Below are 26,093 nucleotides of genomic sequence, written 5' to 3' on the forward strand. Positions count from 1 at the left end.
GAAACCCGTCGAAAAGCGTCAGAAACGGCGCAAAATCGATCATATCGAGGTCGACTTGGCGCCTTGACGCTGAAATCCAAGTATCAGAGCGCTTTGATCAGACCTTCCCTAGTGCTCGCACTGATGATCAATGGAGAAATTGAAAGCAGGTCCTCTGGCAACTGGCCAAATGACCAATGCACCGGCCGGGTACTCACTGCATCAATTACCGGAGATACAACTAGATAGTCCTCGGCGGCCTGGGTGTGCTGCACAAACGCATTCCGTGTGCTCACCGACACGATTAGGGGGGCTACCCCGAGCGAGTCCCCTTCAGTCACCGGGTAAAATGCGCTTGTAATGTAGGCCCGAAACTCTCCAAGCTCCCCGGTCCAAATGGCGGCACGCCCAGATGAGTCCCGAACCCGCAATGTGATGCGATAGCGACCGACCTCATCGACTCCCAACTCAGACGGAACGTCCCAACTGGCCGCATCCATCCAAACGGGGGCGTTGGAACCAGTCAGCCACGCACCAAACTGGACGCCGGCGGTACCGTTCGGCCCTGACGCGCTGACAGAAGCAACATTCCACCGTCCGTTCTGCCCTCGCCCCTTGACCACCTGGCCGCGCTGCGGGGAGCCGATGGGGTTGCCGGCGCTGTCGAGGAAGCGGACAAGCGCCCGGTACTGGTTCCCGAAGTGGTGACCGGCCGGGTTGTACATGCCACGAAAGCGAGTGGTCACGCGCTGGCCGGGCAGGCAGGGGCCGACGGTGTTGTTCCAGGCCTCAACCTCGATCCCGCCTTCGTTGCCCATCCCGCGCCCACCGGGCCACCTCAGCGAATGCGTGCCCTCGTAGCGGTAGGCGGTATCGATTACCGGGGTGCCGTTGCCCCCGCGCGGAGTGAAGCTCCAGCCGCTGGTGTCGCCGGTCTCGAAGCCGGGGTTCTCCAGCGGTGTGACGTACTGGCTGTACGCCGGCCATGCGATGACCACTTCCTGTGTGGCGTGGTCAATGTAGACCGAGCTGCCCGGTGGCAGGTCATCACTGCCGGCCAGAATCTCAACCGAGCAGCGCCCGACAGCGTTGTGGATCTGGAGCCGCCCCTCATACGCCAGGCGCGAGATGACGTAGGGCAAGGTGCCGGTGATGTAGAGCGGCAGTCCGTCGACGTTCTGGTCGAGATCCGGCCGCAACGACAGGCGCGCGGTCATCAGCTGGCCCTCGCGCCGCACAGGTACACGGTCAGCCCCTTCGCCAAGGCGGTACCCACCTGGTCAACGTCGATGGTCACCTCGGCCCCTGCTGGGATGATGCGATTCAGCGCAAGGAACGCGGCGCTATAGACGGCCGGTGTTGCGGCGGTGATCGTGGTTTTCTCGGCGTTATCGAACGTCAGCCGTGTGGCCAGGATGCTCACGCCGTCCACATTCACATCGACAGTTACCGGAACGCCAGCAGCCTGCGCCACCGCCAGCCCCGCGTACAACCCGTGCGCAGCGACTTCATCAAGCATCAGATCGTAGGGAAGGACAAAGCTGTCTTTGACGGTGCCGGTGGCGATGTTGGTTCCAAGCAGAACCGTGCGATCGATAAGGCGGAACACCTGCTTGGCCGGCTCCGTGGCCAGCCGCAGCAGATCGCCCCCGGCACTCCATGCATCATCCTGCTGTGCCACAACGCTGATCATGCTTCGCCGCGCGCGCGTCTCAAGGCTGAACCCGTCCGGCGGCACAATGCTACCCCCTCCTTCGATAGCCAGGGAAACCTTGCCCAGGCCCGCCTGCAGCACCATGAAGTGCGGCGCGAAATCTCCCTTGCGCCAATCGGCATCAGCACTACCAGTGTTCACCCGGATCGTGATCGTGGTCGGATCATCGGACTGGCAGATGATCAGGGCGTTCTCGTAGCCTCCGTCGACCAGCAGACTGTCAGCTGCCAGGACTACCCTGCGCATCGCCGTCGTGGTCAGCGGCGGATCACCCGCCCACGGCCGCGCATAACCCATCAGGACCGCGAACCCTCGGGCGCCTGCAACTGGCGGAACGGCAAACCGCATGATCGAATCGCCGGTATCGGAACCAACGATGGCGGTGTAATCGACGCCGGGGCGCAGCGCCACAAAGTCCAACGCGCCGGCCACCTGTTCGAAGTACACCCGGTACATCGATGGGTCTGCAACGTCGGCCTGCGGGATGGGGAAATCGGTAGCCACACCATCCGCCCACGCGGTCCCGTCGTCGTCATGGAACAGGTAGCGCACCGGCGTCACACCCACACCACCGGTCTGGATCTGCTCAATGATCGTCATTGCGCTGCGCAAGTTCAGCGCATCTTGGCCGGCCCTTGCATCACCAACCCGAATGATCCGCTGGCCCTTGGCATCCCACACGAACTCGCCCGTTTCTGGATCGAGGATGGTCTGCATTGAGTCTTCGGATAGCTGCTGCAGCTGCATCACCCGGTAATCGAATGCGTCCTCGTGGATCTCCGGCAGGAACGCGCCCTGGTTGGTAATGTCGGTCGGCTGGTCCAGCGGCACCGTGCGCAGGATTAGGATCTTCAGGCCGGCAGCCGGCGGATCGTTGAATTGCAGGGTCGTTGCCGGCAGGCCGAGGCCTCGAACCGTGTACTGGCTCGGCGGCACCAGCGTGAAAACACCACCGGTCCCGAACAGCACCGACAGATGCGACGACAGGAAGGCCCTGGGGCCGTTGAAGGTGGTTGCCACGCCGTTGCCGTCGTAGCTCTTGCGACGGTCATTTGCCGTGATGGTCATGGAGTCTCCAGAAAGAAGAAGCCCCGCACTGGCGGGGCTTTTGTAAATAAATCGTGGCTCGGGAAAACACCCTTCAGATCGACGCCTACTTATCCAAGGGAATAGACTTCTCGATAATCACACCACCCCGCGATATCGTAAGGATGGCGCTCCGCCCGCGCGCCGCGACAATCAAGTCGGATGCAGCCTGTTGTCCATATATCTGCTGACCGTCGATTTTTAAAATGACATCTCCAGCAAGAATGTCGCCTCGGAAAGCTGGCGTTCCCTCGACAACCGACGCGACCGCGACACCGCTATTTGACTGCAGAGCTGTTCTCTCAGCATCACTCAAATCACGCCAATTCGCACCAAGAATGTAAGCGCGCTTCACGAAGAACACTGCGCCATAGTCGTAGCGATTGGTTGTCATTGGAATGTAATTAGTCTGACTTCCATACGTCGTTGTTCTTGAACTTCCATAAGCAGTCACAGGTCCTTGCGATCCATAAGCTGTTGCTGTCCCCGTGGTGTAGGAAGTCGAAGACGTTGGAGTCGTAATAGGAATTTGGCTCGTCACAGAATTGGTAAACGACGGATTGACAACGACCACCAGGTCGGCCCCAACCTTTTGCCCATGCTTAAGGGCAGCATCCTCGCTCTCGGCTCGTCCGCTATTGAACGACGAGTATCCGATTGGTGCGTAACCACGACGTGCGTAGGCATCTTGATCGGGAGCGCTAGAACTCCGCTCGATCATCGGTACCGCCGGCGGAGGCGCTGCGCGCAAGCGAGCAACTACATCGGGAGTTGCCCCTGGCACCTCAGTGTAGAACTGACCATATCCACTGGCGCAGCCTGCCAAAAAGGCAAAAACTCCAACCAACCCGAAACGCCAAGTTAATCGCCCTGCTTGGAAAGTCACTTTTCTTGCCGATCGAACAACAAGTTCCATTACTAATCTCCTTAAATTCTTGTGCATCCTGCAATAGACAACCCGGTTTCTGACAATCCCCTATCCATCACTGTTCGGCTTCGCCGAGTTTCCCGTGGTCATAGGCCCCCTGCCTGTTGGTTTGATGGCAGAACAATAGCGGGGATCGGTGCCTGCGTCACGCTACTGATTCTCAGGCAGCACCTCTCCGTTGGCATAGAACGGCGCTTCGCCGTAAACCGCCATCTGGGTCAGCTCCAGCGTCCCAGTATCGGGGTCATCCCATATTGCATCGAACGCCTTTTTCCAGCGCTTTGCCTGGGCTGCCGGCGCACCTACCAATGGGCCCGCGAGCTGCAGCAAATCAACGGTGAACTCATCCCATGAGTCTCCGTCGAAATCATTGTCGATTATCCGTTTACCTGCCTTGCCCATGTTGCTGATCGCGGTAGCCAGGGGAGCGCTTCGCGAGTTCGGCTGGCGCCCGGACAGGTAGGAGTCCGCCAGCGCTGCAACATCGCGCACCAGCGGCATGGTCTGCACGGGGAACAGGCCAATTTCCTTCACCAGCCAGGTCATCCAGTCCTTCCCGTCGTCGTCATCGTCGTCAGGGAGCCTGCCCGACAGCAATGCGAACGCTGCCGGTGCCAGTACCCATTGCAGCAGCAGCGACATCATCCGTGCCGAACCACTGCGGGTCGCCCCGCTCCCCTCGGTCGCCGCCCGCAACCGGCCGAAGATCACGAACATTGGACCCATGTACTGCCGTGTCTGCCGCAAGGACGCATCGCGCTCAAAGGTGGAGAGGTCCTTCTTCGCCGTCGCGGTCTGGGTCATTCGCACCGCCTTGTCCGCGAGCCGCACCGCCTCCGAGTCTTCCGCACCCTTGCGCTTCTCGATCCCGTACCGCGCCAGCCACACCACCCGCGCTACATCAGCATCCGCGTAGCGATGGAGGCTCATCACCGTGCGGGTGTAAGCCGCATGCCGGCCCTTCCACTTATTCCCTTGAATCTTGTTGATGGCGCTGCTGTAGAGATAGTCGACCTCTTGCAGGCGGCCGGCCATGAACGGCGACTTCTCCGTGATCGACTGTGTGAGCTCGGCTCTGTTGGCCTGGAAGTCAACCAGGGCCTTCGTCACCTCCGTCCGGCCAGCACGATCCATGCCCTGGATCAGGGCTGAGCCGTAGTTGCCGAGCGCGAGATCCGGGCGGATCGCCAAAGCAGCCACCGTGGTGTTTGCCAGCAGGCCATCCACCAGTGGACGCCAGTTTGAAACACTACCTGCCGCTGCGGTGCTGCCAACCACCGAGTGCGCCAGGCCACCCATCAGCGAGCGCCACGCGGACTCGCTCAGCCGCGAGGTCACATAGCTCCTGATCCGAGGGTCTTTCAGCAGCATCTGCACATCGCGGACAGTTTCCCGGTACGCCAGATCCGTCATCACCTGATCAAGGTGGCGATGCACCACCTGTCCATAGTCAAGCAGCAAGGCCGCTGAAACCTCTTCTGCGCGGCCTTTGGTGTGACCCTTGCTGGTGGCCGCGCGGGCCGCCCCACTCGCCATCAGTGTCTGCATGGCGTCTTCGGTGGACTGCACGTCACCCACCCTCGATCGAGAAGAATCGTAGGCGATCGGGAAGTACCCGCCTGCAAGCTGGATCGTTTCCCCATCGGCCGTGCGAACCGTAAACGGCAGCGCCTCAACGAACTGGATGGGGATTCCCCCCATGCGGTTGTTCAAGGCCTCGATGTCTGGCCGCATGGAGCCAATGGCATCCCACATGCCCTGCACGTAGTTCCACTCGGTCGTGGTAAGCATCGAACTGAGAACAGACAGGTCGGCCTCAGACAGGGCAATAGCCCGTGTATTGGTAGCGAAACCGCCATTCCTCAATCGCTGGATGTTGCCGGCGTTGCCCATGTTCATTGCCATCGAGATCAGCCGGCCGCGCGTTACTCGAACGCCCTTGTACGTGACCGGCTTGTTCAGGTTGTCTGCCCAGTCAGATGGCAAGCCATCGTGCAGGGTCTTGAGCATCTGACCCACTCTGCGCATCAGCTGGCTTTTCTTGATCTCGGCCTGCTCCTGCGCATGCCAGATGAAATCGTGCCACGGCCCCGTCTCGCCGCCATCCAGCTTCTCGATGATGTTCTCTACGCGCGTGATGTCATCCAGCTTGTTGACCACCGACCGACCGGCACGCTGCGCCAGCGGCAAGTCGCCCTCTGATACGTATTCCTTGGCCTCGCCCAAAACCTCCGTGGGGCGATCGATCAGTTCCTTTACAGCATCTTCCTTATCTACCTTGCGCGCCCCAGCCAGAATCTTGTTCTGCCGGCTAGCGAGGTGGGATAGGTTCCGCACTGCCTCTCCGAACTCGCGGGCCTCGGCCAGTGGAATGTCACGGAACTGCGCGGGTGCCGACAGCCGAGCCATGACCGTGTCGGTAACGGCCGTAACTTCGCCGCTGCTCTGCAAGCCGTCCAGCCACGCCATCAACCCCACTGCATCCCCTGGCTCGGCCCTGCCAAAGCCATAGGCCGCAAGAATCCCGTTCACCTGCTGCAAGAACCCATTACCGGCTTTCGCCAGCCGCTCCTGCGACGATTTCTGAGTGAGCGCCTTGGCGGCCTTTTCGATCTGGGAAAACTGTTTCCGCCCATCCGTCGCGGCCTTGAACAGTGCCGCGTTGAACACCTGCTGCCGCTTGGCCTGCAGCGCAGCGGCAAAGTCGCCCTTGACCGCTGCTTGCAGCGCCTGACGGGCTGCCCTGCGCTCAGCAACCAGGTGATCGTTCGGCCGTAGCTCCCGGCTGCTCTTGCCTTGGACAATATCGCGAGCGGCAGCATTCATCACTCGCGGGCTGGGGGTCGGTTGGCCAGCAAGATCGGCCAACACCTTCAGCTCATGCTCCAGCACCCGAACCCGCCGATTGCCATGCACCGCTTCCATCGCCAGCTCTGGCAGTGTGCCGTCTGCGAACGGATCGCCGTGCCGCTCCAGCATGCGCGCCTTCGCTTCGGCTTCAGCACGGGCACGCAAGTCACCGCGATTAGCCAGTGCCTTGACCAGCGCATCTCCGGACTCAAAGCCGTGCAACGGAGCCAGCATATCGGGGGATACGCCGCCCTCGTTGCGGTACAGGCCCTTCAGCCGGGCGAGATAGGCATCGCCCCAGCCATCAACCAGGGACTGCCGATCAAGATGGACGCGCTCAGCATCCGCGATCGGGGTGCCGTCTCGGTACGTCTTGGCACCAGCCAGAACACGCGCCAGACGTTCGGCGGGTAGGTTGCCGTACTCGGCCAACACTTCTGCCAGCACAGAGGCCTCTTCTTCCTTCCACCAGCGTTTGAGCGCACGTTCCTGCGACTTCACCAGCCGCGACAGGACCTCCGCCTTTGCGTCCTCGCTCGCCGCTTCCACCTTGGCGATGTAGTCCTCCCACTGCTGCTCGGTCATACCGAGGGCCCGCGCCTCCTCTGCCGTTCGAGCCAGCGGGGCCATGCCTTGCCGGGCCTGCGCAATCTCGATCTGCTCGTCGGACGCCAGCATGCGGTCCATGATTCCCCGCACGTCGTCGGTCAGGCTCACGTCCAAGTTCAAGAGGCTGCGATAGATCCCGCGCAACCATGCTTTGAACTGCGAAAACACCGGCTGTAGTTCCGGAGACGGTGCTTTACCTTCGGCTAGGTAGTGCTCGAAGCCACGCGCGAACTGTTCGTGCTGGTCGCGGCCAATCTGGTCGGCCGACTCCACCCCCGCCCATTTCAGGAGGCCGGCGAAGTCATCCTTCACCTTTTGCGGAGCATCAGGCATCGCCGCTAGATCTCGGTACACCTCCAGGAAGAAGTGACCGGTTTCGTGCAGGAAGGTGCTGCGGTCGGCGCTCTCGAACAGGCTGATTGCCATGCGACGGTCAGGGAAGATTTCTATCTGCCCGCGGTTCTCGCCTTTGGCCTTCTTGGGCTGGAACAATGACCGGACGGCGTCACCGATTCGCTGGAAGAACGTATCCCCAGAAGCAGAAACCCCGCCGGTGGGCGGGGTCTGTTCGGTTACGGCGTTTCCGGCAGCGTTTCCGGGGTCTGCTGATTGAGCCTGTCCAGCCCCTTCTCCAGCCAGTCCTTCGGGAACCTGGAGGAAGGCGGCGTGGAGCTTTTCGTCAAGCCTGCCCGCGGCTCGCTCGGCTTCAACGGCGTCGCGGAAGATGCGCTCTGCTTCGTTTCGTTCAACATCGGGAATCTCCTCTACTGCGATGACTCGGCGTTCATCCAGCTTGCCATCGTTCCAAATGGCGGTGATTTGAACTCTCTGGTTGCCATCATACTCCTTCGCCAGCGCCTTGATCGTGGCCACTGCGCCGGCATGCGCATCAGCCAGCGCCCAGACAGGAACCGGCCGCCCCTTGCCGATTGCGCGAGCGATAGCGCCTTCTGCAGACCTTTCTGGGGACCGGTAGACGAACACCACCCCCACATCCCGTTTGTTTCCTTCCACCGCAGCCGCGATCACCCGATTGGCGGTAGCCATGCTTGAAAGCGTGCTGTCGTAGGTGATGTCGGGGTTCAAGTCCATCAGCACCGGTCCGCCTGCAGTGGACTTGCCGGAGCCGCCACCACCAGCCAGCAGCGCTACCACAGGCGATTTACCCTCCCGCACCGGCCTGGCCAACGCCCGGCGCAGCAGTTCAGCCGTCAGCCGGCTGGCATAAGGGTGCAGCTCCTGCGAGCGGCTACGGTCAGCAACGTAGTCCGGCGCCAGCTCGCGCACCAGATCGGTATCAATTTTGTGGCCTTCGTCGGTCTCTGGCATCGCGGCATAGTCCGCCTCCAGTTGGTCGATGGTCCGGTCGCCGAACCACTGCTTGAACCCATCTGAATCCAGCAAATCGCCGGGTGCTGCCAACTGGTTATAGGACTCAATTGGACCCAGCAGGTCGGCAATCTGCTGGTTCGTCATCGCCTGAAACTCTTCCGCAGGCATGTCCCGCAGGGCCGGAGTGCTGTCGATGGCGCCAAGCAACGACTGGCGATCCAGCTCAAATTGCTGCCTGGCCTGATTCCCGAGGTCAGGGCTGTATACAGCATTGCCGCGCAGGTCCGAATCCAGCGCGTCCAGCAGACTGTTCACATCGCCATCAGTGGGGATGAAGCCCGCCTCTGCAGCAAGCTCGCGGGCGGTATCCAGGGGCATACCGTTCCGGCTTACTAGGCCGGGGCGCAACTTCCCTGCGTCGCGCGCGCGCAGCTCGCCGGCCTGATCACGCAGTCCGCCCTCCGAAACCAGCCACGATGCGAGCGAGGGGCCAAACTGTTCTGAGGCTGTGGCACCACCATCTGGAGAGCGGATCGAGGAGAGCAGCGCATCGATCCGGCCGGACTCCAGGAACGGGCGACTGGCCAATGGGCTGGCAGTCCCGTCAGACCGCCCCGAGCGAATCCCGCCCATATGCCGCTGATACAGGTCTGTTGGATCAATCCCCGAGCGTTCGGCCAACGTGGTGATACCGGCCGCGAATAGTTTGGCTTGCGCCTCAGCTGCCTTGGTGCCATATCGACCTGTACCGATGAGCTGCCCCATCACATCCTGCTGGATCTGCTCTCGCGCCTCTCTGTTTTGCGGTGCCGATCGCATCGCCGCGCCATCCGTCTCCTGTGCACCAAACTCGGCAGCGAGCGCGTCCGGATCGTAGGACTCCATGTCCGCAGGAGAGAAGCCGTCTACCGTGGTTCTCGCGTGATGCTCGATCTCCTTTCGGTTTGGGAGGCGCGAAACGACGGACATCCATTGCGCAAGCGAAACCGAGAGTTCGCCCGACGCCATTTGTTCGGCCAGTACGCCCTCATCCCCCACCAGTTCCAGCAGCGATTCCGATTGGAACAATACCTGCGCCTGCTCCGCCGGCATGTACACGCGCTGATCAGTGCCGCTCACCTGCTCCGTGAAGGCGGCGATATCGGCGGGGCTTCGCTCAGTCAATCGCAGACCAGCGGCAATGTCGGTTGCCAGCTGAAGTCGCTCGTTTGCGTCGGCAGACTCGATCAGCTGCGCCAGCTGTCGATCCTCCTCCATTCGAGCAAGAGTGCGCACCGGAGCCGTCGCCACGTACATGCCGCCCGACATGGCACCGCCTTGGATGGCGCTATCGCGGATACCGCGCTGGTAGTCAGCGGCCGTGTAGTCCTTGTCCAGGATCAGCTCATCGGATGCCATCTGGCCGAGCGTGGTCGGAATTTCGGTAGCGGAACCTTCGGCCGTGGCGAGCGCGATCCGTCCGCCGGCGCTGTTTGAAGCACGCGCCAGCAGGCGTGTGGCCACACCCTCACCGAAGCGCTTGACCAGCGCGTCCTTGACCGGACCCACGCCGAAACGAGCGATACCCAAGGTTACTGCGTCGAGACTGCCCTCAAGGGTGCCATGCACAATACCGCTGGCAGTGGCCTGCTCAGGTGTCGCCCCCTCCTCCAAGGCCTGGCTGCGTTGGTCGACGGCAGTACCCGTTCCGATCAGAACGGCGCCAGCAGATGGGCTACGCGTAATGACCGCGGCAGCCATCAGAGGCAGGGACCGAGCAACGCCCATCGCGTGGTAACCGAGCGAGTTGTCCGGGTAAGACTGCTGGATCGCACCGGCCTCGCCGCGCGCCGCGGCCGCACGTTTGGCCATATCGGCGCGCTCTGCTTCCAGCGCCCCCTTGCGTGACACAGCCAGACGAGCGTCACGGGCAAGGGAGGCATCGTCAATATCGGCCCCGCCAGAGTAGTCGGCCTCATCCCTCAAGGACTCCGCCATCGACTGGCCCCAGCCCGCGAGCTTGCCCCTTGTTTCAGCCCAGGTGATGCCAGAGAAGTCGTCCAGATTGGCGCTGAGCTTCTGGCCAACCTCACCCTGCATCATTGGCCCAAAGAGGGAGTAGACAGTGCGGCCCAGCAGAGACTGAGGGCCTTCCCCCTCCGGCTTGAGCGCCTTCGCATACGAAGCCAGCTTCGGCGCTTCATCACTGGCGAGCGCCATGCGACGTGGATCGCTCAGAAACTCGGCCACATGCGGAGAACGCTTTCCAGCTTCGGATATGTCTTGCCGCCGGGCGTCGTCTTCGAAGTCGCTCAGATTTGCCGCCACAACTCCGTAAGGCTGGCCGAGCTGGTCCGAAAGTTTGTTCGCGCGAGCAGCTTCCTCGGGCTTTGCACTGGTGCCCGTGTAGGCACTGCGCAGAGTGACCTGCCGACTGCTTTCGATCTCATCCGACAGCTCATCGAAGCCGTCCAGCACGTTGTCGATCACTTCTTGGCTCCTTGAATCCTGCGGGACAGATATTGCGTAACCCAGGCATCGGTCGGTGCCTGGCCGTACTTCTGGGTGTAAGCGCCGCGCACGGCGTCACGATCGGCCTGGCTCACTTGCAGGTCGAACTGCGCGGCAGCGCTGTAGAGGCCAGTTGCCACCTTCGGGTTGTTCTTGAACTTTCCGTCCTCATCGCGGATTGTTCCCAGCCGCCCTGCCTGCAGATTCTGAGAGAACTGTCTGGCCACGGTGCTAAGCAGCACGTCCCCCTGTTCTGGCGTCGGCTTCTTTCCAGTGGTCTGCACAAACGCCGTCTGCGCGTTCTGGTACGCGATGCGGAACTCGCCGCGAAGCGAGCTGCGAGGTGCATTCTTGTCGCCGGACCCATCTCCACTGGCGTCGGAGTCAGTACCGATCCCCAGCATCTGGAACCCTCGATTAAGCCGCTGCTCGTCCGTCATGTAGTCGACGCGTTTTGCCGGATCGTTGGCCTTGGTCTGGTCCTCGGCCAGAGTCTTCAAAGTCTTTCCGCTCAGCTTGTCGGCGTACTGGCCAAGTGGAAGCCTGGAAAACTCGGATGGCTGAAGTGCCTGCATCCGATGCAGTCGATCGAGCGTCCCCGGATCATCTTCGATCACCGTCCCTTCTGAGATCAGGTTCCGATACCGGTTTATGGACTCGCTGAGGCTGGAATCCTGACCGACCAGCGCCAGCTCGGCAGGTGCCAATACCTGCGACAGCGGCACGCTTGCACCGGCCGCGGCCACCTTGTCGTAGATCGACATTGCCGCCTGCTGCTTGGCCTGCTCGATCCGATCCCTGCGTTGGGCGAAGATGTCGCGCAGATAGCCCTCCGTCGCAGCCCGCTGATCCGGCGGCATGGTGCGGGGGATGGCCGCGACGGCATCTGCCAGGGTCGCGGGCATTGCAGGGGCGCCAGCGGCAACCGGTGCCGCCGGCGCAACACCAGCCCCACCCTCAGAACCCCAACGCGCGGATCGCCCCATGACCTGGCGCACATAGAGCGCAGTCTTCGGATTCTGGGCGGAGCGGCCACGATTAACCACCGCATCAGCACCGCCCTCACCCGCGAAGTGCGCGGCGATAGCGAACTCGCGCCCACCTTTGGCCAACCGCTCCCGGTACTCGCGCGCCGCACGCCGGGCCGAAGCCGCGGCATCTTTCCGGTCGATGCCGCCGGCACTGGTTGCCCGGTACTGGAAAAGCCCGGTTGCTTGGTCGCCATCGTCCAGCACTTCCTTGTTGACGACGTCGGCCCGGAAGCCTGATTCCTGCTCTGCCAGGGCGTACAGGTCGGCGCGGCCTGCCGCATCCAGCCCCTCTGCCGCAGCGGCGTCATCAATGGCCTTGGCCACCGCAGCCGAAGGAACGCCGCGTGCTGCTGGAGCCGGCAGAGGCTCGGCGGCGCCGCGTCCATCGGCAATGGACTGGGCCAGCTCGTAAGCTGCGCGATCCTTCACGACCGGGTACAACGTGCGCTCAACCTGCGCACGATCCTCCGGGGTCATCTGGTCGGCGTAGCGGTGGTAGTAGTCCTCGGCCGCAAACGGGTCGCGGGTGGCCATGGCAGCCGCCGTCTGCTTACGGACCGACGAAACGATGCCGCGCTCACTGGCCTTGATGGCCTCGGGACCAAGGCCTTGGGCAAGATCAGATGCCGTGGCGATACCAATGGCCTCTTGAATGCGGGTATCCGACAGGCCGAAGTCACCGGCCATCCCGGCACTTACGGCATCTTGGCCGATGCTGTCCAGGGTCGCCTTGCGCTCTTCCTTCTCGTAGATGCTGTATTCGCGGTCCGCGTAGCCGTCCAGGCGCGTCTGGATGGTATCGCGGAAGCTGAAAGCAACTTGGTCGAAACGCTGCTGCTGATCGGCGGACAACCTGGAACGAATGTCGCTGACCCGACTATCCAAGTCACCGAGCAGCGCATCGTGCGCTTGCAGCGAGTTTTTCCCCTGGTACTTGGCAATGCCGTCGGCGCTGGCTGGATTGAAAGTGCTGCCCTCCCAATCGGAAAGCTCACGACGCGCCTGCATAACCGCCGTGAGATCCGCCTTGTCCTTCTGCTGCTGGAAGAAGTCACCGGCAGTCTTGCCAAGCACGCCGGCAGCACGGACGGCTGGCGACATGTCGACCTGCGCAGTGTTGCGCACCTGCGGACCCATCTGCTGCTGGACCTGCGGGCCGGGGCTACGGGGAATCAAGGTGGCCATCAGGCGTAGCCTCCCATCCAACTGCCGTTGTTGACGGTGCCAGTGGTGCCGCCACCCACGCGGGATTTGCCGGCGCTACGGGAGCCGTACGCGCTATAGGCCTGATTCGCCGCCGATGCCAGACCCCCGAGAATTGTGCCGGCCGCTTGGGTGTTGCCACTCCAGCGCGCCAGAGACCCCTGGTTGCGGTAATTCGTTGCCTGAGCGTTAAATCCCCACGACTGTCGAGCGGCATTCATGCGCAACGTCTGCTGGTCGACCTCACCGAACATGGCCGTCTCGCCCATGATCTCAGCGGCGGTGCCGAACGTTGGATCAAGGTTGTTGGCCGCGATGGATGCCCGCTGTTGGCCAAGCAGGGCGCGCGTGCGCCAAGACTGTTGCTCCATGTCGCGGGTTGCCTGCGCGTTTGTCGCGTCGGCGTCAGCACTTGCCAGCCGGGCATTGTTCTCCGCGATGGCTGCGTTGGCCTTGCCTTCCTGCCGCTGGGTGTTCGCCTGGTAGGCAGTCGTCAGCACCGTGGTGGCAATCAAGGCGATGGAAGTCGGTTCACACACCGGCTTTTCTCCAGAAAGGGATAAACGGGAGCCCGTCAGGGCCAACCGGGAGGGGTTCGAGGAACTGGAAGCCGAGCCACCGCAGCCAGCGCTGGGCCGGCTTGTTCCGAGCGTCGACAGCGTTGAAAAGAAGCATGGGGAACCGTTCCTGCATACGCTCGACCGCCGGAGCGGCGACACGCAGCAGTTCCTTCTGGGCCGACCAGCTCCGCAGGTCGACGGTGCCGATCATCCAGGGCGTCCCCATTCCGCCCAGGATCGAATACGGCGATGCTCCGAACATGGCCACAGGGCGCCCGTCCAACAAAGCAGTGGTGGCGTCCACGGTCGTGGCCAGCCCGCGCGTCAGCGCCTCCGCAGGCGTCGTGCGGGAGAGCGCCCACAGCTCAGCAATGTCCTGCTGCCGGGCGCGCACAGCGATCTCTCCGACGTGCGCCGATTCAGCGGGCACCAATACGGCGCGCATCAGTCGGAGATGGCCACTTTCGGGACGATGGACAGGATCTCCATCGGCAGCGGGTCATCGCTAAAGATGTGCACGTGTCCGCAATCCTCGCCCCACCGGGCGGTGATGTTCTTCTTGAAAATTCCGGTATGCGCTTCGGTCGGTTCGTCGTAGTTCTCGAACTGCCGCTGTGCAATCGGGTCCAGCGCACCCAGCGAACCGCCGACATGTACACCGCGCGTGTTCCGCACGACCAAGGCGATTTCGAAGGTCAGTTTCTTCATCGCCCGGACCGCCTCACCGCTGGCGCTGTTGATCTCCAGCGTCTCGATGTGTGCGCCATACGGCAGGCCGACCTGCACCACACCGCCTGGGCGCTGCAACTGCACCTTGCCGGCCGACACGACCAGGTCGCGCTCCACGTTGCCGTCCACCAACGCGAACACGGTCCGGCCCTCCAGGTGCCCAAGGCCGCCGATGCTGTCTCGTTGAAAGGTCCAATTCAGCACCGCGACATTCCGCAGTGCCGTCGGCACCTGGCCGATGCTGCGCACCTTCACCGCTACGGTGCTGATGAACTCAATGATTACGCACCGCACCTGTTCGCTGCCCAGTCGCAGCAGCAGGCCATCGCCGACATCGCTGCCACCGGTGAACACCGCATCGCTGGCTGACGCTGTCAGCTCGTCGTTCTCCGTCCAGCCTGAGCCAGTGAGGGTGATCGTGGTCATCGAGGCATTGCGGCCATCGTATGTCAGCATGCTGTCCAGGTACTTCCAGTCCAAAGTCTCGGGCTGGCGCGTCGGAGCCTTCTGCTCGATGTACTGTCGAACTTGCCCATTGACCACGCGGCGTACCAGCGCATAAGTCTGGGTTTCATCCTTCCGGGGCAGGCAGCACACATCCAGCACACGGTCCTCGCCGATCTCGGGATTCTCGGTATCACGTCCCGTGTCATGCCGGTGCCAGCCGCTAACCTCCTGCTCGGGCAGGTAGGTACAGCCCACCAGTACACCGTCATTGCGCACCAGCCATACGATCTGCCATGGCGCCGCGGCTTTCTCGATCCAGCGAAAGCTGTAACCCTCTACCAGGTGATCGGCCCAGATGCTGATCTCGCTGCCACGGAACCCATCCTTCTCGAACTGATAGGCCAGGTCACGAACCTTCTGGCCCTGCTCTTGCAGCAGGATCGCCGATTCGCCCAAAGCCCTGGCCGGTACGTTACCAACGCCATAGTAGGACTGCGGCTTGATGCCGATGGTGCTGGGAGTGACCACATCGTCCTGCCCACCGGTGACCTTCCACTCTCCGCCGGTGGTCAGTACCAGCAGGCTGTCCAGCGGCACCAGGTCGCGGATGGCGTTCACTTGCCTCGCGTTGATGGTGAAGGACACCGCATCGCTGTCCACGATCGGGGAGCTGCGGCCAAAGTTGTTGTAGTCGCCGATGTTCGATGCCCACACCGTCTGCGGATCGCCCGGCGTACCGGCAAACCAGATTCGATCGGCGTAGAACTCCACCTCGCCGGGATAGCCGTAGCGATACGACCAGGCGCCGACTGCCCACACGTCGGTGCCGCCATTGGCGCCCGCGGCGAACTCCGTCACGACGATGTTGTCTGTACCAGCCGGCGGCGCCTCGTAGAACGTGATCTGCCCGGTGATGGCGTTGATCGTCCAGCCCTGTGCCATTACAGCGCCTCCGTAGTCGTGCCGTTACCACCGCGCCCGATGCCGCCGGTGCTGGAACCGCCAGTACCGCTACCGCCTGGATAGAACGGGTTGGATTGCACAGGAACACCATTGATGGTGACCCTGTAGTCCAGGTAGGACCCGCTGGCCGCGCCGGTGATGGGGAAAACCTTGGCGGTGCCGTCGCCACTAAAGGACCAGGGACCGCCGACGGGAGCCGGCGCAGTACCGATGATGCTGTCGGGGATGCGTTCGATGACGGTGGCCTTCACCGCGTATGCGCTGACGAACTCGGTTACCTGCAGGATGCCGAAGCCACCGTGTACATATTCCCACTCCACACCCACGGCGTAGGAGTTAACGCCATCGTCTTTCACGTCCTGCGGACCATCGAATGCCCGGCCAACGTCATGCACCGGGCGGACGCCACCGCAGACGTAGTATGGAGAACCTTTCCCACCAAGACTTGTTGGCACCGACACGCACCGGTAGACCTTCTGGTCGCTGCGGCGATACGCGCCGATGGGGACGTTCTTTTCCGCAGATACCCACGGTTTGACGGAGCGCAGCTCCTTCTCCTCGACGTACAGCAGCGAACCAACCATCTCGGGCGTGAAGGTGGACACGTTGACCGTCACGTTGACCACGCCTTGCGTCCCTGACACGGCCATTACTGCAGCCTCATCGGTGTTGAAGGCGCGGAACGGCCCACGGCGAAACTCGAAGTTGCGCAGCTCGAACGTGGTCGCAGTGAGCCGGCGCAGCTCCTTCTGTGGGATCCACGGGTGCACCAGATACATCACGTCTGCCGACTGGGTAAAACGAACGTCGTAGATCATGGTTCCCGTGTAGGGCGTAACCACCTCAACCGGCTGCCCAAGGCCATCGCGAAGCAGCACCCCGTCCACCCAAAACCGGAAGTAGCCGTCCCCCATCTCGATCAGGTAGTTGATCTCCGTGGAGTAAATGAACGGGACAAGCCGGGTGTCGCGGTCGTGGTGCTTCACCTCGCCGCGAAAGATGTATCCAGGGCGCTTCGCTGCACCTCCCGTTGGCTTGGTCTCCACATTGCGGCACGTGGCCAGGCTGGTCATGTAACGGGCAAGGTCCACGCGGCCATGCAGCCCTGGCGACAGCTCGCCGCCAGCCAAGGACGGTTGCGGGAAATTCGGCATCGCCTCAGCCCCTCGCCGCTTGAGCGGCCGGCATGTACGGATCGTCGTCGTGCACGCCCTCGTTGTAGGCGTGAGCAGCTGCCTGGCTCAGGGCCATCTGGTACAGCTGCTTCAGGTTTGGCTTTGAGCTGAAGCCTCGATCACCAATGATCGCCGGCGCTGCTTCCTCGGCCAGTTTGCAGGCCAGCGCATCCACAAAACTCGGTGGATAGCGCTCGGTGTCTTCGACGCGCGCGACGTAGATCAGGTAGGCCTGCTCGATGTCGGCAAGGATGCTGGTGCCCTCCTCGCCACCGGCCACCTCGTATTCAACCGCGTAGCGCAGGCGGAAGTCGTCCTCGCACCACCGCGACATGCGACGAGCGGCGCGCACGCCGGCCTCATCCGTGACCGCCACCACGGTGATGCAGTCAGCCGGACGTGAGTAGCGCAGCTGCCAGCCAGGCATTGCCGGCTCGCTGGCCACAGCCAGCGGCATCGCGCGCATGGCCCACGGCCACTGCCGCTCGGCAAGCACCAGGTCGCGCATGGGCTCCCACAGGCGTGCAGCGATTCGGGATTCCTTGGACCGCTCCGTGAAGCTGGCAATCGTTGCGTCCTGAGCCAGTTTCAGCAGCGCCAAGTTGAAGATGTCGATCTTGGAAGGCATGGCTTACGCCTTGTCCTTGGCCGGATACAGGCGCTCGGCCACCGTCTCGCCTGCGCCAGTGTCCACGCCAAGCTCGGTGATCTGGATCTCCAGCCCACGCTGAAGCTTCCCGTCGATCTGCTCCTCGCGCATGCTCGACACGACGCCTTTGGCCTCGATCAGGATCACCGCACCTGCCGTTGGCATGGCGCCGATACCCAGCTGCGCCAGCTGTTCTTCATTGAGGTTCAGCCGCAGGCCCCAGGGGTAGTCGGGCGTGTCGCCATGACACGGCGAGCAGCTCTCTGCCTCGCCCTTGTCCACCTCGCTGCGCTTCATCGAAACCAGCTTCATGTGCTGCTCCAGAAAGAGAGAGGCCACCTGAAGGTGGCCTCTGTGGTTGCCGGTTAGGCGTTTGCCGACTTCTCGGCCACGGCCTGGTCGATTGCCTCGATGACACCCTTGCGGGGCTTTTCGGCCGAGGCTTCCAGTTCGCGATAGGCAGCCAGCTGCTCAACCGCCAGGCCGGGCAGATCCGCCTTGATCAGATCAGCGTTGCGAGCCAGGAATTGGTCAACCGGTGGCGCCGACTTCTCGGCCACGGCCTGGTCACCGACCTTCTCCATCCAGGAGCCCATCTGCTTGTCGCTGTCGATCTCGAACTCGTCGCCGGGTTCGCGCTGCTGCCCAAAGAATCCGCGCCGGGTCGCGCGCACGCGAAGGCCGGTCACAGGTTGTTCTCCTGGTGGCCGGCAACGATGCCCGCGGTGATCTTGCCCGTGGTCGGAGCCGTGCCAACCAGGGTGTAGTTCAGGCGGGCATAACGCTGGTTGACGCCGCGCGGCACGAAGTACAGACCGCCGAACACGGCGCCGGCGGCCAGGCTGGCAAGCGGCAGGGTCTGCGAACCGACGGTCGTGGGCGAAGCGAAGTTCTCGGTAGCCGACACCTGCAGTTCGACCTGCAGGCTGGTGGCGTTGTTGAAGGCTTCGACCACCTGGACACGCAGCGGAACCGGAATGCCTGGACCGATGTCGCGCTTGATGGGGGCGCCTTCTCCGACGACAGTGCCAGTGGCGCCGAGGTCGATCACGTTGGTGGATGCTGCGCTCGCCAGCACTGCCTGTGCGTTCGAGAACAGGTTCTGTAGATCAAGGATCATGGTGATGTGCTCCTGGAATGACTTAACGGCGAGCGGGCCGAAGCCCACTGCCAAGGGTTGGTGCGGTCGGTCAGACCACGCGGGCTTCGGTGTTCAGCAGCGCATCCGACTCGCGCAGCGGGATACCGCGATAGGCCAGCACTTCCTCGCCCTCGATCTCCTTGCGGGTCAGGCGCACGAAGTTGTCGGTGGTGCCGCCGTTGGTAGCCAGCGTGTCCAGGACTTCCAGCATGTCATTGTTGAGGTAGATGGCTGCCTTGCCACCGGTGACCTTGCGCTGGTGCAGCTTGTAGAAAGCCTTGCGCATGAAGTCGTACAGCTTCACGGTGCCCGCCTGCGCATCAGAGACATCGATGTTTGCGATGCGCGACACGTAGCGGTAATCGCGCACCGACAAGCCAGCATCCAGCTGGAACTTCTCGCGCATCACGTCGTACACCGAACCATCGGTCAGGGTCTTCGTCTGCGAACCCTTGTCGTAGCGGGAAATGCCCGCGGTGCTGCCCTTCGGGTACAGGCCGTGCACGGTGTTCTCGCCCCACACTACGAACCAGATCGAGGTGTTGTCCGAACCGGTGCCGCCAGCGTCCACGATCTGGTTGCCGGATCCACTGGTCGCCTTCTTGTTGAAGCGCGGCGTCAGGCCCGTGAACATCTGCGGCGTGGTGGCCTGGTCGCCATAGAACAAGGCGCGAGCCCAGGTCTGGTTGAGGCCTTCGAGGAACGCAGATGCTTCGGACAGGCGCAGACCGGCCTTGTCCTGGGTCAGCTCGTAGAGCTTCTGGTCGATCTCGCTCCACGCTTCAGCGAAGCCGGTGGCGTCACGCACCTGCGCGGTGGTGGACTTGGTGGGCTGAACGCCTTGGTACAGCATGCGCCACGTGGCCTCGGGGATGCCGGTGCGCACGGTGGTGAGGTGGGAAGTGCCGTCGTTGCACTCCTTGACGATCATGTCCTGCAGGATCGGGTTGGTCTGAGCCAACAGCTCGATGACAGCGGCGATCTGCTTGTTGGCGTCGGTGCGCTTGAACACGTCCGCAAGGGTCAGGTAGGTATTGCCTACGGTCGACATATTTCAATCTCCAGAAATGAAAAAGCCACCTTGCGGTGGCCGTGGGTTTCGGGGTGGTGGTGAATCAGGCGTTGTTGCCGTACAGCACGCTTGCGTGGTCGGTGGCCTGGTTGCCGGTACTGGTGCCGCCGCCCAGCCCATCCATCGAGCTGTCGCGCATGACGCGGCCGAAGAAGGCAAAGGCATTGACCATCGCCGGGTGATTGCCAAGGCCCAGCTCATTGAATGCCTTGGTCAACTCGGGATCGTTGATGGCCTTTACCGCAGTGGTGGCAAGGCTGACCGTCTCGTCGTACTTGTCGCCGAGCTGCTGTTTCGTCTGCTCGCCCCACTGCGCAACCTGCTCGACGCGCTTGTCTTCCATCGCCTGTTGCAGCGCCGCCGCGTCCTGCCCGGCCATCTGGCTGTACAGGTCGACGGCCTGCTGGGCCTGCTCCTGCGTCCAGCCATTGGTCTTGAAGAACTCGCCGGCAGTCTTGAGGCGGTCGCCTTCGAGCGCGAAGCCCTCCGGCACCTTGAACGCCTCGTATTGCTCCGGTGCGCTCTGCTGGCCTTCCGGCTTGGGATTGGCGTTACTGCCACCCTCGCCTTCGCCCTGCGGTGCGCCCGAAGCTTCCCCGCCACCCTGGCCCTCGGTTACCGTCGGCTTTGCCCCGGCTTCCTGCTGCGTCGCGGTGTTGGTGGTTTCGGTGGTCCCGCCAGCGTTGCCAGCATCGACCGTATTGGATTCACTCATCTTCTGCTTCCTCGTTGGCTCGGAGCTGCGCAAGCAGCTGCTTCAGTGATTTGTTGGCCTCGGCACGCATCTGTGCCTCGCGCTCAGGGCAGTTATCGCGAATGGCGTTCAACCACCACTGCGCCGCTTCCTGCCTGCCGATGGCGCGAGCGGTGTCCGTTGGCTCAACGCGGTATGGCGAGGCATCCAACCCCATTGCCTGCACGAACTGCCACAGCAGCCGGCGCATCCGCGGATCGTCCAGAACGCCGCGGACATCCTCGACAAGCTGCTGGTGCTGAAGCCTGGCCAGTGATTCGTGCCGGCGCTGGTCTTCCAGCTCCTGCTCGGAACGGAACAGGTCGCGGCTCATTGACCGCCACCCATTGCCTGCATCAGCGCCTCAGCTGCCGAGCCTTCCGCCGGGACCGCCTCGCTGGCCGTCTTGATCGCCTGCGCGCCATCCTTCAACGGCTGCGCCATGGCGGCCATCTGCTGCATCTGTTGCTGCTGGGCGCGGTCAGCGCGGACCTTGGCCACCTTGTCATCACTGTTGATGATCGAAGCCGGCCCGCCGACCGCGTTGCTGTACTCGTCCACAGACTGGTCGCCATCGAGCTTGTCCAGCACTGCAGGGTTGCCAGTGGCTTGAGCAACCATCGCAGCGAACTGAACCACACGCTCGATCGTGCTGACGCCATTGGCCTTCGCAGCCTGGGCAAGGATGGACGTGTACTCGATCTGCAGCGGCGTACCAGCCAATGCCTCGGGCAGATCCGGGATTCGCCCTGCCCGCTCCAGCAGGCGGAACACGCGGATGATCACCGGGTCAAGCACCTCATCGGTGATCGATTCCAGTGTCGGCCCAAGCACCGCCGCCTTCTCTTCGCGACGCTCGGCAATCTCGGTTGCGGTGCGCCCAGTCTGATCGCCCAGCGATTCCATCATCAGGAACAGCTGATAGAAGAAAGCCCGCTCAATGCGGGCCTCGATCGTTGCGATTTCCTCGCGGATCTGCGCCAACGATCGGGCATCAGGCGTGTATACCGGCCGGACCTCAGCCCCTCGCGCCTCATCGGGCGGCAGGTAGATGTGCGCACCTTTGCGGAGCTTGGCACCGCCGCGGGCGCGGAGAGTCTCCGGCACCGCCAGCGTCGGGTCGGAGAGCTGCTCCATGATCCGGAGCTTCTCACCTTCCAGGTACTGCAGCTGCTTGATGTCGCCCAGCGTGTCCACCGCAGGGCTGGTGGAATAGATGTCCTCAGCCACTGGGTTCCAACGCGCAACAACAAACGGGGCTTCGTAGTGCCCACCAATGTCCAGCACGCCGGTTCCGTCGTCCGTGCCGGCATCGATCCACACCACCTCGCGGTAGGCGCGCAGGTGCGGCGCCTGAATGCCGAGCGGACCCATGCCAGGCTTTGCATCCGGGTTCGGCTCGATCAGCGACTGCAGCCAGAACTTCTCATCGCCGCCGCGATCCAGCGCGTTCTGGACGGTGCGCGGTAGCCGATCACGACCGTAGCGCTTCTCCAACTGGCGCGCAGTGCGGCTGTACTGGCGCCACAGAGAGTCAACACGCTGATCGTCGTCCAGGCCCACGGCATAGGTGCCGCAGGTCAGCGGGTAGAACCGCACCACGTCCTTGCTGTCTTCCAGCACCAGCATTGGCGCCGTGCCGAACAGGCCGTCCTCGGTGTAGACAACCGGCATGGCCTTGTAGAAGTTGCTTCCGGCCAGGGTGTCGCGGAGCAGCTGGGAAATCGCATCCAGCCAGACGCGCACGCCGAACAGCTCTGCCTGCTGCGAGTTGGCAATGCCAGCCTTGAACCATGGCCGAGCCTTGCTCGTCATGTGCGACATCATGCCGGCCGCCATCACGCGCAGGACCTCGGTGGCCTTGCTGTTGATGATCTTGGCGCGGCTGCGCTTGATCGGCCTGCCCTGCTTGTCGCTGAAGCGGCCACGAGTCGGGTCGATGTATTCGGACGCCTGCTGCCAGTCGCCCTTCCATTCGGACTGCGCCTCCTTCATTGCTGTGGCGCGATACTTGCAGTGCTTCAGCAGCTCCAGCCGATCGATAGCCACGCTTAGGCTCCCAGTGCCGTCTTGACGGGCGCGGTAGGGGTGGCGGCGGTGTCTCCGGCCAAGATGGTCGACGCACGGCCACGGCGCAGACGCTGACGCTGCCTCTCCCGGTCGCGCTCGTTGAGCGCGGCATCATCGATCGATTCGGGCCCGACCTGCGGCGCTGCGGCCACCGGCTTGACCTTCGGGGTACTTGTACACATCTGCATCACCTCAACGGGTTGTAGGGCTCGCCCGCCTGGGCGTCGTTGTCGTCGCGCGGCACCACTGGGGTGCCATCGGGGAATCGGGGCTTTGCCATCACCGGGTAGGCGAAGGACAGCACCAGCGAGTCGGCCCGGTTGGGACTGGGCAGGCCACGGCGCTTCATGTCCTTCTTGGATTCGATCTGCACCTTGCCGTCCAAGCGCGGCACCGTCTCGGGCGCCTGCAGTTCGTCGCGCAGCGTTGGGTCTTCCGGGATGGCGCCGCCTTCCTTGAGCCAGTCGCGCGCCTCCTTCCACATCTGAGCGCGCTTGTTCAGGCAGCCCGGATCGCTGGACTCACCCGAGAACCACACAAGCCGCCAGTCGCGGTTCCAGGTGCGGCCAACGGACACGATGCCCGTGCCATAACCGCCATCCACGAACACCGCATCGGCCTGATGCTCGTCCTCCAACTGGGCGAGGATCGTGGCTACGTGCACGTCGTTGTCATTCTTCGGCAGCGTCTTCAGCACCCGGAAGTACAGGCCCTGCCGCAAGCCGATCACCAGCTCGTCGTCGCCTTCCCAAGCCGGGTCCAGCGTAAGGATCTTGGGTGCCCAGCTGTACTGCTCTGGCCGCAGGTGGCGCCCGTAGGCTGCGACAACGTCTGCCTCGGCGATGTACTGCCGAGCCGACATCGATGGGAACAGGCCGCGTATGCGGACCTTCACCACGTCGCTGTCCTCGCCGTAGTCGCGAACCATGCGCGCTGTCTCGACCAGATTCACACCCTCAACGGTGCGGCTGTCGATCTGCTCGGTGTCCCAGCTGGCCTTGAACCGGCGGAAGCACTCGCGGAAGCGGCCGGTGTTGCGGGTGGTGTTCCCGAACGCGGCCCAGATGATCTCGGTACCCTTGTCGGTCAGTGCACCCTCAGCCACTTCCCACACTTTGTCGGCAATGGCCGATGCCTCATCGAACACCAGCAGGATGCGCCGACCCTCGTTGTGCAGGCCTGCAAACGCCTCAGTGTTGTTCTGGGACCAAGGCACTGCGTCAATGCGCCACGTCTTGTCATGGCCCGGCGCCGAGCTGATCAGCGCCGTAGCGGTCAACGTGGCCCAGTCCTTGGTCAGGCTCATCGCGTGCCACTTCGACAGTTCGGCCCACGTCTTGGTGCGCAGCTGGTTGTCGGTGTTGGCCGTGACGACGCCGCGCGTGTCCTCGAACGTGTCGAAGGCCCACTTGATCAGCATGGCCACCAGCGCGGACTTGCCGATGCCGTGACCGGAGCCGACAGCCTGGCGGATCACCTCGCCGGCATCAGCGGCACCGGCCTTCAGCTTGACGCCGATCTTCTCCAACTGCCGACGCTGCCACTTCCGCAGCGCCTTGCCTTCAAGCGGCCCGCCCTTCTCGCCCCATGGGAAGTTGAACAGCACATACCCCAGCGGGTCGCTCTGGAAGGAGGCAATGGCCTCAACCAGCTGCTGCTCAGGACTCGCGGCCAGCTGCGCGCTCACGGGCGGCCCTCAACTGATCGGCCAGGTTGTCCTGCACGCCATGGTCCAGCGCCACACGCTCACCGTACTTCTTGGGCTGCAGCTTGCCGGCGTACCACTTGCGCGCATCGATCTGCAGCCTGGAACGCTCGACCATGTCGCCGGTGGTGCGCTCCAGTACCTTGCCCTTTCCGTCCTTCTTCAGGCGCTCGCCCAGCACCGCCTTGTCGGCGATGTCGAGGATCTCTTCTGCCAGCGTGTCGGCCTGCAGCTCGCGTGCGCGTGCGTATTGGCCCCGGAATGCTTCGTTCTCAGCCAACCAACGCAATACCGTGGAACGTCCCGGCATCTTCGCCGTGGAACAAATGGTGCGCAGGCTCTTGCCATCAATCAGCTGCTCACAGATCGCGTCCACCAACTGCTGGCTGTACTTACTCGGCCTTGCCATTACAGACCCCTGTCAGCCTTGATCACGGCTTGGCAGGCTGCGAGCTGGTTGTCGGCGTCTCGGCCGATTCGAACAATTCGGCCCGCAGCCTCTTCTCTGCTTGCGGCGAGCGCATCACGTTCGACGGTGCTGGCGACGGCTTGGGACAGTAGTCGGGTCTCACAGCCGGCCCACTCTTGCCGCAGGCGGACATTGCCAGCACGCAGGTCAGCAACAACAGCAGCAGGGACGGCCTCGGCCGCTTCCCGGTCTTCTTCATGCTTGGCTCCGATGGTGGCCAGTGCCTGGCCTTGGGACTGCTCGATGGTCCGGGCGCCCTGCACTGCCTCGACCTGGCTGGTAAGGGCCTTGGCCTCCTGCCGGCTCTCTGCCAGATCAGCGGAGCGGTCGCGCCACTCCCGGCCAACCAGGCACCCAGCGAGGAACAGGCCGATGCCGGCAAGGATGTGCGCGCGGGCGATCACTGCCTTCCCTCACAGATAGCGCGCTCAGCGGCGCGGCGGTTGATCAGGCCCTGCACGCGCTTTCCGCCGGCATAGACCCACTTATCCAACTCGGGGCACCAGGCCGATGCAGGCTGGCCGGCGTTGATCTTGCGCACCAGGGTTGAGCGACAGGCAGCGCCGACGCCGACGTTGTAGGTCCAGCTCAGCACCGCGGCCCACTCACGCTCGCGCATCGGCACGTTGATGCACTGGCTCACCCCGGTCAGGTAGCTGCCAAGGCGGCTGTTGAGCCGCTCAGCGCATTCCTGCTCGGTGTAGCTGGCCTTGTCCGGCCTACTGGTGTCGCCGTAGCAGTAGGTGGCCACGCCAACCATGTCGATGTACGGGGTGGGCGAATAGCCCTCCCAGGGCTTGACCAGCGCGCCAGCTGCCAGCGCGATCACCGCCAGAGCGCTGCCGCCAATGACCTTGCCCTTCATTCGGCGACCTCGCTGCGCCGGGCCTGCCGCCACTCCCGGAACCACTTCCAGCCCAGGTAGCTGATCTGCCCGACCAGGTAGATGGCCGTCAGCACCAGCACGATCCGGTCCAGGCTGGCGCCGGCAACGACGGATCCAGCGACAGCTACCGGAGGTGCTGCCTTTGCCACAGCACTGCCCACGCTGCCGATGATCTCGTCGCGCATGTGAATCCCCTGAATGCTCCGGTGCGTCATAGCGCTCTCCCGGTGGTGTCGAATAGGTGCCCGTCACCGCAGCCCGACAGGCTCGAT

23 protein-coding genes are annotated in these 26,093 nt (G+C 63.1%); all 23 read right to left on the reverse strand.

Features of this window, described 5'->3' with window-relative positions; genetic code table 11:
- Positions 1-83 precede the first annotated feature (83 nt).
- Complete coding sequence (locus ACVOL0_RS06060) at positions 84-1,196, reverse strand: hypothetical protein (protein WP_481548332.1); 1,113 nt, start codon at positions 1,194-1,196, stop codon at positions 84-86.
- Entirely contained in the window at positions 1,196-2,761 is a 1,566-nt protein-coding gene (locus ACVOL0_RS06065) for a hypothetical protein (protein ID WP_481548333.1), read from the reverse strand. The genes ACVOL0_RS06060 and ACVOL0_RS06065 overlap by 1 nt, the downstream gene beginning before the upstream one ends.
- 85 nt (positions 2,762-2,846) lie before the next feature.
- On the reverse strand, positions 2,847-3,695 hold the full coding sequence (locus tag ACVOL0_RS06070; RefSeq protein ID WP_481548334.1) for a PDZ domain-containing protein: 849 nt from the start codon (positions 3,693-3,695) through the stop codon (positions 2,847-2,849).
- 162 nt (positions 3,696-3,857) lie between these two features.
- Positions 3,858-10,967, reverse strand: coding sequence for a zeta toxin family protein (locus ACVOL0_RS06075; RefSeq protein ID WP_481548335.1), 7,110 nt, complete (start codon positions 10,965-10,967; stop codon positions 3,858-3,860).
- Entirely contained in the window at positions 10,964-13,204 is a 2,241-nt protein-coding gene (locus tag ACVOL0_RS06080; protein WP_481548336.1) for a hypothetical protein, read from the reverse strand. The genes ACVOL0_RS06075 and ACVOL0_RS06080 overlap by 4 nt, the downstream gene beginning before the upstream one ends.
- Positions 13,204-13,761 carry a virion core protein, T7 gp14 family gene (locus tag ACVOL0_RS06085; protein WP_481548337.1) on the reverse strand — a complete coding sequence of 186 codons (558 nt, stop codon included), beginning with the start codon at positions 13,759-13,761 and terminating at the stop codon, positions 13,204-13,206. Before ACVOL0_RS06085 ends, ACVOL0_RS06080 begins: the two co-directional genes overlap by 1 nt.
- The gene (locus ACVOL0_RS06090; RefSeq protein ID WP_481548338.1) at positions 13,754-14,227 is read right to left on the reverse strand and encodes a hypothetical protein; all 474 of its coding nucleotides are present in this window, start codon (positions 14,225-14,227) and stop codon (positions 13,754-13,756) included. Before ACVOL0_RS06090 ends, ACVOL0_RS06085 begins: the two co-directional genes overlap by 8 nt.
- The gene (locus tag ACVOL0_RS06095) at positions 14,227-15,900 is read right to left on the reverse strand and encodes a phage tail protein (protein WP_481548339.1); all 1,674 of its coding nucleotides are present in this window, start codon (positions 15,898-15,900) and stop codon (positions 14,227-14,229) included. Before ACVOL0_RS06095 ends, ACVOL0_RS06090 begins: the two co-directional genes overlap by 1 nt.
- Entirely contained in the window at positions 15,900-17,075 is a 1,176-nt protein-coding gene (locus ACVOL0_RS06100) for a phage tail protein (RefSeq protein WP_481548340.1), read from the reverse strand. Before ACVOL0_RS06100 ends, ACVOL0_RS06095 begins: the two co-directional genes overlap by 1 nt.
- 4 nt (positions 17,076-17,079) lie before the next feature.
- Positions 17,080-17,724 carry a phage connector family protein gene (locus ACVOL0_RS06105; RefSeq protein ID WP_481548341.1) on the reverse strand — a complete coding sequence of 215 codons (645 nt, stop codon included), beginning with the start codon at positions 17,722-17,724 and terminating at the stop codon, positions 17,080-17,082.
- Positions 17,725-17,727: 3 nt separating this feature from the next.
- Positions 17,728-18,057, reverse strand: a complete 330-nt coding sequence (gene gp10, locus ACVOL0_RS06110) for a capsid staple protein (protein WP_481548342.1) — start codon at positions 18,055-18,057, stop codon at positions 17,728-17,730.
- Between the two features lie 53 nt (positions 18,058-18,110).
- Positions 18,111-18,434 (reverse strand): hypothetical protein, encoded by a 324-nt coding sequence (locus ACVOL0_RS06115; RefSeq protein WP_481548343.1) that lies wholly within the window; start codon positions 18,432-18,434, stop codon positions 18,111-18,113.
- Positions 18,431-18,865: a Bbp16 family capsid cement protein gene (locus ACVOL0_RS06120; RefSeq protein WP_481548344.1), complete on the reverse strand. Its 435-nt coding sequence runs from the start codon at positions 18,863-18,865 to the stop codon at positions 18,431-18,433. The genes ACVOL0_RS06115 and ACVOL0_RS06120 overlap by 4 nt, the downstream gene beginning before the upstream one ends.
- 70 nt (positions 18,866-18,935) lie before the next feature.
- A complete protein-coding gene (locus ACVOL0_RS06125) occupies positions 18,936-19,937 on the reverse strand; it encodes a major capsid protein (RefSeq protein ID WP_481548345.1) in 1,002 nt (333 codons plus the stop codon).
- A 64-nt stretch (positions 19,938-20,001) separates the two neighbouring features.
- Positions 20,002-20,673, reverse strand: a complete 672-nt coding sequence (locus tag ACVOL0_RS06130; protein ID WP_481548346.1) for a hypothetical protein — start codon at positions 20,671-20,673, stop codon at positions 20,002-20,004.
- A complete protein-coding gene (locus ACVOL0_RS06135) occupies positions 20,666-21,025 on the reverse strand; it encodes a hypothetical protein (protein WP_481548347.1) in 360 nt (119 codons plus the stop codon). The genes ACVOL0_RS06130 and ACVOL0_RS06135 overlap by 8 nt, the downstream gene beginning before the upstream one ends.
- A complete protein-coding gene (locus tag ACVOL0_RS06140) occupies positions 21,022-22,740 on the reverse strand; it encodes a portal protein (RefSeq protein ID WP_481548348.1) in 1,719 nt (572 codons plus the stop codon). The genes ACVOL0_RS06135 and ACVOL0_RS06140 overlap by 4 nt, the downstream gene beginning before the upstream one ends.
- A gap of 2 nt (positions 22,741-22,742) precedes the next feature.
- A complete protein-coding gene (locus tag ACVOL0_RS06145) occupies positions 22,743-22,943 on the reverse strand; it encodes a hypothetical protein (RefSeq protein WP_481548349.1) in 201 nt (66 codons plus the stop codon).
- 5 nt (positions 22,944-22,948) lie between these two features.
- A complete protein-coding gene (locus tag ACVOL0_RS06150; RefSeq protein ID WP_481548350.1) occupies positions 22,949-24,448 on the reverse strand; it encodes a hypothetical protein in 1,500 nt (499 codons plus the stop codon).
- Positions 24,420-24,875 (reverse strand): terminase small subunit-like protein, encoded by a 456-nt coding sequence (locus ACVOL0_RS06155; protein WP_481548351.1) that lies wholly within the window; start codon positions 24,873-24,875, stop codon positions 24,420-24,422. Before ACVOL0_RS06155 ends, ACVOL0_RS06150 begins: the two co-directional genes overlap by 29 nt.
- The gene (locus ACVOL0_RS06160) at positions 24,875-25,339 is read right to left on the reverse strand and encodes a lysis system i-spanin subunit Rz (RefSeq protein ID WP_481548352.1); all 465 of its coding nucleotides are present in this window, start codon (positions 25,337-25,339) and stop codon (positions 24,875-24,877) included. The genes ACVOL0_RS06155 and ACVOL0_RS06160 overlap by 1 nt, the downstream gene beginning before the upstream one ends.
- Positions 25,336-25,800, reverse strand: coding sequence for a lysozyme (locus tag ACVOL0_RS06165; RefSeq protein ID WP_481548353.1), 465 nt, complete (start codon positions 25,798-25,800; stop codon positions 25,336-25,338). Before ACVOL0_RS06165 ends, ACVOL0_RS06160 begins: the two co-directional genes overlap by 4 nt.
- On the reverse strand, positions 25,797-26,006 hold the full coding sequence (locus tag ACVOL0_RS06170; RefSeq protein WP_481548354.1) for a hypothetical protein: 210 nt from the start codon (positions 26,004-26,006) through the stop codon (positions 25,797-25,799). The genes ACVOL0_RS06165 and ACVOL0_RS06170 overlap by 4 nt, the downstream gene beginning before the upstream one ends.
- Between the last annotated feature and the right edge of the window lie 87 nt (positions 26,007-26,093).

Source organism: Stenotrophomonas sp. STEN021 (assembly GCF_056760175.1).